Genomic DNA, 12,667 nt, shown 5'->3' on the forward strand with positions numbered 1-12,667 from the left:
TTACTTCAGGCTAAGTGCATGACAGATTTTGTGAAAGATCTCTGTGTTTTCGTAAATACCGGTGAAGTCGCGAGCTCCTGCACCGTAAGCATACACGGGCACAAGGACACCACTGTGTCCACCGGTGGCAAAGTGCCCCACTGTGGTCCCGGTATGGATACTCCCCCCGAGGAGGGTCAGGCCACCGGTCTCGTGGTCAGCGGTGACGACCACGAGGGTCTCACCGTCTTGCTCGGCCCACTGCATGACAGCACCTATGGTCCGATCAAAGTCGGCCGTCTCCTGCATCAGCAAGTCTAGGTCATTGAAGTGTCCATAGTCATCCAACTGGGACCCCTCTATCATGACAAAGAAGCCATTGGGATTCTTGGCCTTGAGCTTGTCCAGTGTATAGATCGAGGCATCGCGCAAGTAATCACCTCGCTCCTGTGGCAGAGGAGTGTCTTTTTCGGCCACGAGGACCAGCTGCCTAGGCGAGTCGGCATGCTGAGTGGCATCACCGAGGGAACGGCTGACCTGATAGCCCACCTGCTCCATCTCGGTAATGATATCTCTGCCATCGGTGCGGTTTTGGAAACGAGATGCCCCACCCCCGATGATGACATCACAGTTGCTGGTCGGGAAGTCGCCGATCAGGTCCTCCTCCTCGTCTCGCGAGAGATTGTGTGCCAAAAAGGCTGCAGGTGTCGCATCCCATAGCCGACAAGTGACCACGACACCGGTACCCAGTCCGGCAGCATGTGCACGATCGACCAATGTGGTCAATTCGTTACCGGCAGGATCAATACCGATGGCGTGGTAGTTGACTTTCACACCACAAGCCATTGCGGTGCCGGCTGCCCCGGAGTCGGTGATCAGGGTGTCTGCCGTGGTCGTCTTGGAGAGTCCAATGGCCTGGGCATTCTCTAGATTTACACGTCCCTTGTTGGCCGTCCAGAGATTGGCGATATGAGACAAACTCATGCCGTCTCCGATCATCAGGACTACGTTGCGTACCCGAGCATCGTCGGGTATAGGGGCAACGGTCACGGTCTGGTAGGTCTCCGGTAGCTGCACCGACTGGGTTTTGCTATCAGAGTTTTCATCGGTTTGTGTCTGTCCACACCACGGTTTGCAGCCCGCAAGTAGGACTAGGACTAGAAGTAGATAGTTCTTCATTTTTGGGTAAAGTATAGCTTTAGCGGTTGATATTCCTTCTCTCCTCGCTTGCGCATGGCAGCATCCAAGCCTTGACCCTCACTACCTTGCCAATATAGGACCTGCAGGGGGTGGAAACCCTTGGCGAGTGCGATCTTTCCGGTAGCCGACACATAGGCATGCGAGCCATCGTTGAGCACGACATCCGTATCTCCAACCCGGAGGACAGACCCATCGTCACTACGGAGGACAAACTCATACACACCGTCCTCCGGGACCTCTATGTATCCATCAAAGATCAACCCATAATCCTCGTCACGGTCACGGATTTCATTCGTAACCATACGGTTGATCCCTCGTAGGATCAGCTGGCCCTTTGCGATCTCATCCACAGAGGCAAATCGGCCGTGGTAGAGTCGGTACGCAACCCCCTCCTTGAAGTTGGTCGGAAGGAGAGCGGGCATGGGTACAGCCTTGGTGGCCAAGAGCGTACTGATACGAGATGGAGCACCATCAGCGATGGCAAAAGCCTTGATCGTACAATTGTCGGTCAGCACAAAGGGGGCTTCGTAGCGCATCGACTCCCGTGTGGGAGTGGTCCCATCCAGAGTATAGTAGATCGTACTCCCCGGAGTGGCGCTGGCGAGATCCACCGTCACCTCACCGTCGTAAAGGGCCAAATCCGCTGTGGTAAACACAGGCGAGGCGACATTCTCCGTGGTGAGTGAGTAGGGGTCAGAGCCTATGGTGTAGTCTTTCACCGGCTTGTCGGTCAGCTCAAACGTCAGTTCGCCACCGGACATCACCTCATCATAGGTGACAAAAAGGCGATCCAGCAACTTGCCATTGAGCGAAACAGACTTGATATAATGGTTTTTGTCGGGATCGTTGGCCTTGATCACAAGCTCTGCTCCTCCTGCCGTATGCAGTCGCACCTCGGGGAAGAGGGGTGTCGTCAGGACATACTCCCCTGACCCCGGAGTGACGGGATAAAATCCCATCGCCGTCATGATGTACCAAGCCGACATTTGTCCACAATCTTCGTTGCCGACTATTCCATCCGGCTTGTCCGAGTACATTTCGTCCAGCAGACGCCGAGTGAGCTCCTGTGTTTTCCACGGCTCACCGGCATAGGTGTAGAGATAGGCGACATGGTGGCTCGGTTCGTTGCCGTGGGCATACTGTCCCAAGAGGCCTGTGATATCCTGCAGATCACCCACATGCTTGCGCTCATCGCCAAAGAGGGCATCAAGCGATGCAAAAAAAGCCTCACGCCCACCATGCATACGGATCAGCCCATTTACATCGTGCTGTGGTGCATAGCGGTAGTGCCAAGCCGTAGCCTCGGTGTAATTTCGACTCACGGCATAGGGATCAAAATTTGCCTCCCAAGAGCCATCAAAGTTTCGTCCTCTGAAATAGCCCGTACTCCCATCGTAGAGGTTGACGTAGTTGAGGGCTCTGTCCAGATACATAGCCGCAATGTCCTCTTTGCCCATAGCCTTGGCCATCATCGCTATGGTCCAATCATCATATGAGTACTCTAGGGTACAAGAGACCGATTCATTTTTCCGATCAGCCGGGATATAGCCATACTCCACATAGTAGTCGGAGCCTTTCTTATTGATATTGGAGGAGTGAACCATAGCCTGCAATGCCCGCTCCGCATCAAAAGTCCCGATCCCCCTCAAGTAGGCATCAGCGATCACGGAGACCGCATGGTACCCTATCATACAGTGGGTCTCCCCACTCATCAGTGGCCAGATCGGTAGCTCCCCCTGCTCATCATACATCCTGAGCATCGACCATACCACATCATCCACCAGCTTGTGATCGAGGAGTGTCAACAACGGATGCAAGGTACGGTAGGTGTCCCACAGCGAGAGAGTACTGTACTGAATCTGCCCCTCAGGTAGGCTATGCACCCGCCCATCGTTACCAAGATAGGTGCCGGCCTGATCGCTGATCCGATTGGGAGCTATATAGGAGTGGTAGAGAGCGGTGTAAAAGACCTTTAGATCCTGCTCTGCGCCCATGGGTACCTCTATCTTGCTCAGCACCTCCTGCCACGACTGCTCATTGGCCACTTGTACCTCCCCAAAGTTCCGACCCTGTAGCTGACTCTCCAGATTTGCCCTAGCCGCCTCGTAGGAGGTCGTCGACAGTCCTACATACGCCTCCAGTGGTGCGATCTCCTCTGCATCAAAACTAAGGATCGCACGGATTGAATCTCCGACCGATGAGGGTGTCGCAGTCAGAAGCCCATTTTCGTATACCTCAAGCTCCTTGATCGGCTTGCTAAAACGGGCATAGAAATAAGTTTTTTTGCCGGTCGTCCAGCCATCCGTAGCTTGTAGTCCCTGCACATCATAGGTATTCACCTGCTCAAAGGCAGTCGCCACCATATCCCGAGGCTTGAGGCTCACCAAGTCGAGGACCACCGCTTGAGGCTGACCGGCAGGGTACGTATACCGATGCACCCCGACCAAGGGGGTCGTCGTCAGCTCCACCAAGATGCCATTGTCCATCTTCACACTGTAGTAGCCCGCATGAGCGACTTCATTTTTGTGCGAAAATCCGGTCTTCGGCAAGTGTCGCCGGCTAATACTGTCTCTAAACAATTGCGGGTCGTTGGTCGGTATAAAGAGGACATCACTCAGATCCGTGGCGCCCGTACCACTGAGGTGCGTATGCGCAAAGCCATACAGCGACTCATCCGAATAGTGATACCCCGAGCAAGCATCCCACCCCTCCCAACGCGTATCAGGACTGAGCTGGACCAAACCATTGGGTGACGCAGCACCCGGAAAGGTATGACCGTGAAAGTCAGTCCCTATAAATGGATCTACCTGCTCATACAGATCGGGGTTGACCGGAACAAGCTCCTTTTGTCCCGACTTGGACGAGCAAGACTGCCCCATACAGAGCAACCCTATACCCGCAAGCAAAGACCACAAATGTTTCTTACTTACCATTCCTATTATTCAGTTCGTGTAGATAATCAATCAGTTCTTTCGTCTCTTTTCGCCCTGCAAAGTCCACGAAATAGATACCCGGAGGTGGCGTCTCCATCCCTTTCAGCAAGTCCAGAGTATATGGATTCATCACCTTGGCCACACCAAGGGGGGTGGCCGGGGCCGACCCGCTGATGAAAAAGATATTCAGCTCATCGCGATCCTGCTCGGTTGCCAGCTCTAGCGCCTCCCGAACCGCACGCTTCTTGTCACTCTTATGGATGATATCCTTGACTACATAGGCATCCTCCACCAATAGAGGGAACGGTGCCCAGCCCCTGCCGGGCCATACAAGCGAGGCTCGAGCTGTCTTGTTGTGTCCAAAAGAGTCATACTGAGGAAGCGGAACACCCTCCGAAAACTTATTGCGACTAAAGATCACAATCTTTCCAGCCAAGTCACGCTTGGTCGTTTTTAGCGTCAAAGGTCGCCGGTAGACATGGTCGGACACCTCCGGAGCACTCAGTGCTCTCAACAACGAAGCCTCATAGGACGCATAATGCTCCGGAGTACCATTGCTATCATCCTCTTTGCGGAGCGAAACAATCACAAACTCCTCCGGATACGCCTCCAAAAAGCTCACAAAAAGTGGCAATATATTAGTCGTCAACTCCAGAGGATAGCGCACCACACCATGGTAAACATCCATTTTTCCGGACCCATCATAGCGGTCAACCAGGCGGATATCAAAGGCACGAATACCTCGTCGCAACTGCTCCTCCAGAGTAATATCCTGACAACCGGCAAGGCCATTGATCGCACCGGAATCATGCGTCCCGGCAATAAACAGATCCACGAGAAGCGGAGAAGCATCCGACTTTCGTCCACCCTTCGGCTCAGACTCAACGTCCGCACATGAAGAGCCGGAGAGCATGATGGTCCAAAACACCGCCACCACACACCACCTGATCCTACCTATTTCCATGCGACAATCCATAAACCTATCTGCTAAAACAAAAGTAACCATTTTCCCCCGCAAAGAGCCTAAAAGATTACCTTAAGACCCCGGCCTCCACTTTCACTGAATAGCCAATAACACCAGAACGATCAAAAAGCTTGGTTGTTTCACGGTGAAGATAGCTCTTCTTTGCAAATAAGAAAGTAACATGGTCACCTCCAACGACAGGACTTACTTCCTTTAGTTCGTAGCCATCTATCTTTGGGAAAGCATTCATCAAATCCTTGGCAATTGTTCCTATTAGTAGAATTTCCTTAGTACCAGAGACCTGGTTGGCCAATTCCTTTTCAAATGCAGAAAGGGTCAAGTTATCAGATATTGTGACAACCCCCATACTTAGAGTATATTTTAGTTGCTTGGGAGATGTGGCATTCAAATCAGTCTTGAAAGTAAGCAGGTAGCTATTGCCAATCGGCAGGTTTACATAGTCTCGAAAATACTCCTTGGTTAAGACAAGATTACCAGTCGGGACTCCTTCACGGTACCCTGAAAAGTTATAGCACTGAAAGAGTTTGGCAACCGGAGGGAGCGCCATAGCTATTGCAGCGCCATCTCCAGAAGCATCAGCATTCATCAACACTGCCATAGAATAGCTATTCTTATTGCTTAGCCACTCCGAAAGGTCTGCGTAATCTTTTTTTGTACCAAAAAGAGCTTTTGTTTGATGATTAGAGACCACAACAAACTCTAGAGTGCGATCCTTATTCCACTGGATCTCCTTGTCATTTGGTTTCTTGGATGGAGAAGGCGTCGGTGTATTTCCCCCTTTTTCACCTTTGCATCCGGCAAACACAAACAAAAGTAGAAGGGTCGTGAGTAAAAATGGAAGCTTTTTCATATCCATGGCAATTCATTATTTGGAGTAAGTAAGTTGGGTAAGTACGGCGGAGTGATCAGATAGGCGATCAAAAGACTCTACACGCTTACCTTTTGCGGTAAAGGATCCATTTTTCATTGCAACACCTATGTAGTCAAGCCAGTTGAAGGCCATGCACTTGAAATCACCACGGAGAATATTATTCACTTTTTCTTCTCCCATATTCATATCCCCCATCAAAATAATGGGATGTTCAGTTTTGGTTATAGATTCATCTTTGGCGATAGCACGCAATTGCTCTTCTTCGCCTCCGACGTGATCCAAGTGGGTAACTACTACCCGAAAAACCTGTCCGGACGGATGAAGAATATCCGCCCACATGACACTACGTTGGTCAGCAGAACTTGCCGGCTTCGGGAGCAATTTACTATGAACACTCAAAATAGGGTATCGACTTATTAGACCATTTCCGTACAGTCCCTCTTCCTTGGGATAAGACTTACCGAAGGCTGAGTACATTCCAAACTCAGCCGCAAGTTCACCTAGCAGATTGCGTTGTCCCATGCGACTAGTGAGCAACTCAAGCTCGTTGATGGCATAAATGTCAGCATTCAGATCCTTGAACGCCTTGAAAAAAAAGGACATTTGGAACTGCTTTCCCTGGGAGAGTGCTTGGTTCTCGATTTCAAAAGATTTCACGTTGTATGTACAAACGGTGAGGTTCACTTGAGCCTCAAGCTCAAGCGAACCTACTAGTACAAACACTGTCAAAAAGAACAGTAATTTCTTCATAAAATGATTGAACTGAGTTCTATCTATTGATTAATAACCGATATTTTGCTTCAGATTTTTGGACTTATCAATAACTGCCTGAGGTATTGGGAACACCTTATTTTTCTCGGGATTAAAATTGCGTGCAGCCCATACTTCCTTCTTCTTCAGTTCGCCTTTTTGGGTCTGGCTGTTATAGGTCTTCAAATAATGATCAATGTCAAAACCATGTAGGGGTTGTCTTAATAGATCAAAGTCTCCCCAGCGCATAATATCCATCCAGCGTGGAGTATTGAACTCAAATGCCAACTCATTGCGACGCTCACGTTTGAGATCCGCCTTGGTTGCATGGCTGTTGGCAGGGAGTCCGGCCCTAGTGCGTATTGCATTTAGGAGCTCTTTTGCCTCTCCATTACCCTCTCCTCTCAGCCAAATAAGGGCTTCGGCTTTCATAAGCATGACATCAGCATAGCGCACTACAACCTGACCAAGTGTGGTACACATGAAGTTGCCGTTCGGGAAGTACTCTACCCCTGCATTTCGCTTGTATCTGTAGGGACTCAGCCATTTTACGAATAACATCTTCGTGTCAGCACTTAACTCATATTTTTCCTTCTTTGGGTCTTTGGTATCTGGCTCTCCAATTCTTACATTCAGGTCTAGGAAAGTAAGATCATCTCCAGGTATTCCAATGGTATTTGCACGGCGTAGGTCTCCATTTTCAAAAGACTCATATAGCTCCACAGTAGGTGCAAAATAACCCCATGTGTTGAATCTTCCCCAGCCACCGTTTTGTCCACTCATTCCGTGAAATTTGGGACCTGCAGCAACTTTAGCAGAGCCAAGAAAGGAGAAGATATATTCGCTGGAAAAGTTGTTGGGAGCAGTGAACAGTTTCGTAATATCAGGATAAAGTGCTCGTTTGTCAGCCCCTGACAGGCCCATAATCTTATCGCAGTAAACAATTACTTTTTCGTAATAAGACTGATCAAACTGAGCAGCATACAGAGCGGCTCTTGCCGCTAGCCCCCATGCTGCAGCTTTCCACGGACGGCCATAGTCGCTCTCATTTTGTTGGGACAAAAGGGGCAAGTGTTCGGCCGCAGCATCCATATCCGATATGATTTGATCGTAGTTCGCCAAAACACTTTTTGGACGCGACATATCCATGTCCCTTACCGGTGTTTTTTCCGTGATAATAGGGATTCCGCCATTGGGGCCGTCATCTCCGTGCCAAGGAGCAAGCCAAAGGTAAGAAAGTCCCCGGTAAAAATATGCGTTTCCAAGCACAAAGTCGCGGTCTTCTCCTGTCAGTTTCAGGTCGGATGTGGCCTTGATCAATTCATTGGCCGAAGCTATGATCTGATACATGATCTCCCAGTTTTCATTCCAGTCGCGTCCATTAGACGCACCCATCGTGAAGTTTTTGATCTGAGTTGCTTGCGCCTGATCACGTCCCGTTGTCATATTATCGCTGGCATTCTCTAACCACATATAACCACGACCGGTTATAGACTCCTCTGAGGTAAATCTGTTGAGCGCATCTACAGAAGCACGAAGGTTAGATTTGTCCTTGTAGTAGTCATTGTTGGTATCACCCTCTGTATACGGCTTGAGGTTCAGAAAGTCACTATTTGAACACGATGAAAACACTCCTGCAAATAGCATCAACGACATGGCAACTAACGTCACCTTTCTCATTATTATTTTCATATCATTGGTTTCTCTTTTTGTTTTTCAGAATAGAGCCTTTAGAAGTTCAAGTTTAGCCCAACAGTAAAGGTACGTGCCAAAGGATAACGACCTGCATCAATACCAAAGTAACCTACCTCAGGATCAACTCCGGAGTATTTCGTAAAGGTAAAGAGGTTCTCACCATTCACATAAACACGAAGCCCTGAGTTGGGTAGCTTGATTGACTCCATAACCTTCTTAGGCATGCTATAGCCCAAGGTCAAGCTCTTGAGACGTAGATAATCGCCATCCTCTAGAAAATAGCTGTTAGCGATGCTGTAATTTCCATTGTCATCCTTCGCAACACCTAGGCGAGGTACACCTGAGTTTGGATCAAAGTTGAATGACTTGAGCGCAAGGGAATTGAGATTACCTTGCACACCTCTACCCACAAGTGACATTTGCTTATAAGCATTATAGAGCTTATTTCCGGCAATTCCTTGGAACATCACAGCAAAGTCTAATCCTCGCCACTCCAGATTTCCGCCAAAAGAATAGGTGATAGTAGGTAGATATGAACCAAAGAACTTACGGTCTTGGTCATTGATTATGCCGTCACCATTTTGGTCTACAAACCGGAGGTCACCAGGCAAAGCCCTAGGTTGTATTGGGTTAGTCTGTCCTGTCTCACTATTAGTATGAGTATAGGCTGCAACCTCTTCCTTGGTCTTAAAGATTCCATTTGCCTCATAGATGTAGAAAGACTGCCAAGGTTGACCTACTGCCGAACGTACCGGTTGCATACTATTCACAGTGACATCATCTTGTATATAATCACGTCCTCCAAGAGAAAGCACCTCTGAGTGGATTAGGCTAAGGTTACCGAAAAGTCCGTACTTAACCGATCCGATTCGGTCGTCGTAGGATAGGCTAAACTCCCATCCCTTATTCACGACTGATCCCACATTACCCAGGGGCTCCTCGGTTACTCCCATCGTTGGGACAAGAGGTACGCGCTCAATCAGGTCCTTTGTTGTCTTGTTGAAGTAGTCAGCAGAGAGCGAAACCTTACCAAACAACCCAACATCCAAACCAACGCCCCAAGACTCAGTCGTCTCCCATTTGAGATCTGTATTGGATATTCCTTTTTGGAAGAAACCATATACCACATCATTATTGGCTCCAAATACCGATCCCCTGGCCTGAGCCATAGAAACATTGTATGCATAGGGATCAACCATTGCTACGTTTCCTACCTGTCCCCAGCTTCCACGGACCTTTAGGAGATCAATGGCCTTGACATCCTTCATAAAGGACTCACTAGAGATCTTCCATGACCCTGAGAGTGCAGGGAAGATAGCAGATCGGTTTCTTGGTGCCAACTTGGAAGAGAAGTCGTTACGAATTGACCCAGTAACAAAGTACCTATCATCGTATGAGTAGCTAAGTCGTCCAAATCCAGATATCATAGACTCCTCCGTAATACCCTCTATCGGTGGCTCGCTAAACTGAGTCCCATTCTGAAAGCGAACCTTGGATGGGTCCTCATTGGGGTAGTTTTGCTTCTCCACTGTGTGATTTCGCCAATTATCATACGCCATGGTATAGCCTGCCATAGCACTGATATGATGCACGTCAGCTAGCAACGTGGCATACGTAATCGTATTTTCCCATAGCCAATTGGAATGCAGACTAGAGTATATTGACCTGGAGTTGGGACGGGCACGGCTTCCGACTTCTTTCACCTCAGGTGTGAAGTTTTCATAGCGGGCCCAATCTTGACCGACAGAGAAGCGGCTAATGATATCCAAACCTCTCAATGGTTTGATGGTTAGAGCGGTAGTTGAAAAAAGGTTAGTCTCTGGACGATTCTGCCTCTGGCGCATGAGTGTCGCAACAGGGTTGTTCAGCATTCCATACCCAGACACACCTTGGCTCGCATAGTATTGAGGGACTGTACCTCCCCATAGCGGTTGCCCATCTTTTCCAAGTACCTTATTTCCATTTCTATCAAGTTCGTAAACCGTTGCAGAAGATGGGAAAAAGGTTGCATCCATCAGGATCCCCTCATGTCCTCGGTCCCATACACCACCTTGTCCATTGCTATAGTTGATATTGACATTCTGATTAACACTAAGCCAATCAAAAATGGTATAATCAACATTGAGTCTTCCTCCAAAACTCTCCGAATAGGTATTGAGTAGAATGCCCTCATTTTTGTCATAAGAAAACGAAAGAATACTTTGTAGCTTGTCACTACCACCGTTGAGTGTGAGGGCATAGTGCTGTAGCGCGCCTGTTCGGAAAATCTCTTTCATCCAATCAGTGCGATGAATAGCACCGTATGGATAAGCCTTCACATTAGCCACAGTAGGCAACCCTGCACCCTCAGTCTCTGCTAAGTGAGTCCAAATCTTGGTGTATTGACCTGCGGTAGTCACAGAGGGCAACTTGGTAGCATTCTTAAAGCTATATGAGCCATTGAACTGCACATTGACCCGTCCAGACTTTCCTTTCTTGGTAGTCACAACGATCACACCACCTGAACCTACAGAAGCTCCGTAGATAGCAGCCGAGGCGGCATCTTTTAGCACTGTGATATTCTCCACATCCTCAATATTAAAGGGAGCTCCGGGAACACCGTCTACCACATAGAGGACAGCATCTCCACCTCTTGAGCCTTTTCCGCGAATATTCAATTCTGCTCTAGAGAGTGGGTCACCACCACTATTTTGGATAGTCACTCCCGGCAAACGTCCTTGCATTACAGATGCAAGATTTGAGGGCCCCGACTTCAACTCTTTTCCGATGCTCATTGTAGAGATGGAGGTAGAGAGGTCTTCCTTTCTAGAGGCACCATATCCAATCACGACCAGCTCCTCTAGCGCTTGACTGTCCTCATGCATCTCTATGCGAAGGTTTGCGTCAGCCCCCTTCACAACATAGGATACTGGCTTGTAGCTAACAAAACTGAACTTGAGTTCTGTGCCAATCGGAACCGCTATACTAAAGCGACCGTTCATATCTGATGTTGTACCAAGAGTTGTTCCTACAGCCTGTATAGTAACTCCGATAAAAGGCTCATCCAAGGTGGTGTCTATTACCGTCCCACTCACCTTTACATTGTTCTGGGCAATTGCCAGCATTGCACCAAGGGCATTGAGCAAAAGAGCCAGAAAAAGGGTTCTAAACCGTGTCTTCATATTTTCGCTGTTATTAATTGAGCACTGTTACTTCTTTTCGTTATCCGCATGCTTATAAGCATCAATCTGTTTTTTTACATCCACTTCGGGATCATACACATCTTGACCATATGACTGGGACAAATAGAGCTCTCCCATATGGAAGAAACTCGCCCCTCTTATTCCCAGCATAGCCTGAAGATCTACCCCATCGTGTCTTACCAGTGGAACAAACCTAATGTATCGAGCACCCTTAGGCATCAAGAAGTAATCGCCATCTTTTCGATCACCAGTCATTGCCGGAAGTCCATAGTTTGTTGCCTCTGCTGCTACGCTCCAAGTATTACCATCGGCACTAGTAAGGATGCGAGCCACTTTTGGTGCGCCGGAGCTGTTTTTGGGTCTTGGCACATACCCAAACCTCAGATATTTTCCACCATGGCTGTCGTCTTTTAGGTCTACCTGAATATAGTGCAACTCCTGCCAAGCACCGTGCCAATCGGAGTGGAAGTAGTTATTCACATCTCCATCGACCAAGTTTTCTATCGGGCCTTCAGTCCATTCTTGTGCATTGGTCGTAACCATATCAACAGTAAGCGGTATATCCCTAAAATCAGACGGAGTGTATTGCTTGGTCATAGGGAGGCTAGTCGCTGTCAAAGTGTAGGCTTTCCCAAACTGACCGCTACTGCTTACTGAACGAACAACAAAGGTATACTCCCCAGCTACTTTTGCGGTATTTGGTATCACAACACTAGTTTCGTTGGCAGCCGCCATACGCTCCATCTTCGTATTCTGTATCGGATCAAAATAGGTTGCGAGGACACCAATCCTATCTGCATCTCCCTTGGCCTCATCCAATTTCCACGATATAACGATTTCACCGGGGTTGACAGAAGTGGCCTTCACGTCACTGATCGGTGCCGCTTTCTTTTGCTGCACAGGCCAATCATGACTGGTACATCCAACCATTAAAAGGGCAAATGCCAACAAAAGTTTAGTTTGTTTCAGATTTCTCATAAAGTTAGATAGCTTGGTAGTTAATTATTCTCTTGCTTGATTAGTTTGTTTGATTTTTCGTCTTGTGTGTGTTTTAGTAGATAATTGCTACATT

General features: G+C 48.4%; 8 protein-coding genes. All 8 read right to left on the reverse strand.

Annotated elements, in window-relative coordinates; translation table 11 throughout:
* The 8 genes from AC1EK1_RS02345 to AC1EK1_RS02380 all read right to left on the reverse strand — a co-directional run bounded on the left by AC1EK1_RS02345 (position 1) and on the right by AC1EK1_RS02380 (position 12,573).
* Positions 1-1,158, reverse strand: coding sequence for an alkaline phosphatase (locus AC1EK1_RS02345; RefSeq protein ID WP_480305466.1), 1,158 nt, complete (start codon positions 1,156-1,158; stop codon positions 1-3).
* A complete protein-coding gene (locus AC1EK1_RS02350; protein WP_480309145.1) occupies positions 1,155-4,112 on the reverse strand; it encodes a GH92 family glycosyl hydrolase in 2,958 nt (985 codons plus the stop codon). Before AC1EK1_RS02350 ends, AC1EK1_RS02345 begins: the two co-directional genes overlap by 4 nt.
* Complete coding sequence (locus AC1EK1_RS02355) at positions 4,102-5,076, reverse strand: PI-PLC domain-containing protein (protein WP_480305468.1); 975 nt, start codon at positions 5,074-5,076, stop codon at positions 4,102-4,104. The genes AC1EK1_RS02350 and AC1EK1_RS02355 overlap by 11 nt, the downstream gene beginning before the upstream one ends.
* Positions 5,077-5,143: 67 nt before the next feature.
* Positions 5,144-5,953 (reverse strand): hypothetical protein, encoded by an 810-nt coding sequence (locus AC1EK1_RS02360; protein WP_480305469.1) that lies wholly within the window; start codon positions 5,951-5,953, stop codon positions 5,144-5,146.
* A gap of 9 nt (positions 5,954-5,962) precedes the next feature.
* Complete coding sequence (locus AC1EK1_RS02365; protein WP_480305471.1) at positions 5,963-6,718, reverse strand: endonuclease/exonuclease/phosphatase family protein; 756 nt, start codon at positions 6,716-6,718, stop codon at positions 5,963-5,965.
* Positions 6,719-6,748: 30 nt separating this feature from the next.
* On the reverse strand, positions 6,749-8,410 hold the full coding sequence (locus AC1EK1_RS02370; RefSeq protein WP_480305473.1) for a RagB/SusD family nutrient uptake outer membrane protein: 1,662 nt from the start codon (positions 8,408-8,410) through the stop codon (positions 6,749-6,751).
* Between the two features lie 38 nt (positions 8,411-8,448).
* Positions 8,449-11,574: a SusC/RagA family TonB-linked outer membrane protein gene (locus AC1EK1_RS02375; protein ID WP_480305474.1), complete on the reverse strand. Its 3,126-nt coding sequence runs from the start codon at positions 11,572-11,574 to the stop codon at positions 8,449-8,451.
* A 27-nt stretch (positions 11,575-11,601) separates the two neighbouring features.
* Positions 11,602-12,573: a discoidin domain-containing protein gene (locus tag AC1EK1_RS02380; protein ID WP_480305476.1), complete on the reverse strand. Its 972-nt coding sequence runs from the start codon at positions 12,571-12,573 to the stop codon at positions 11,602-11,604.
* Between the last annotated feature and the right edge of the window lie 94 nt (positions 12,574-12,667).

The sequence above is a fragment of the Porphyromonas sp. C0026D3 genome (assembly GCF_056590775.1).

Coding starts and splice junctions, on each gene's coding strand:
- AC1EK1_RS02345 (WP_480305466.1), bottom strand. CDS start 1,158: ATGAAGAACTATCTACTTCTAGTCCTAGTCCTACTTGCGGGCTGCAAA.
- AC1EK1_RS02370 (WP_480305473.1), bottom strand. CDS start 8,410: ATGAAAATAATAATGAGAAAGGTGACGTTAGTTGCCATGTCGTTGATG.
- AC1EK1_RS02360 (WP_480305469.1), bottom strand. CDS start 5,953: ATGGATATGAAAAAGCTTCCATTTTTACTCACGACCCTTCTACTTTTG.
- AC1EK1_RS02350 (WP_480309145.1), bottom strand. CDS start 4,112: ATGGTAAGTAAGAAACATTTGTGGTCTTTGCTTGCGGGTATAGGGTTG.
- AC1EK1_RS02355 (WP_480305468.1), bottom strand. CDS start 5,076: ATGGAAATAGGTAGGATCAGGTGGTGTGTGGTGGCGGTGTTTTGGACC.
- AC1EK1_RS02375 (WP_480305474.1), bottom strand. CDS start 11,574: ATGAAGACACGGTTTAGAACCCTTTTTCTGGCTCTTTTGCTCAATGCC.
- AC1EK1_RS02380 (WP_480305476.1), bottom strand. CDS start 12,573: ATGAGAAATCTGAAACAAACTAAACTTTTGTTGGCATTTGCCCTTTTA.
- AC1EK1_RS02365 (WP_480305471.1), bottom strand. CDS start 6,718: ATGAAGAAATTACTGTTCTTTTTGACAGTGTTTGTACTAGTAGGTTCG.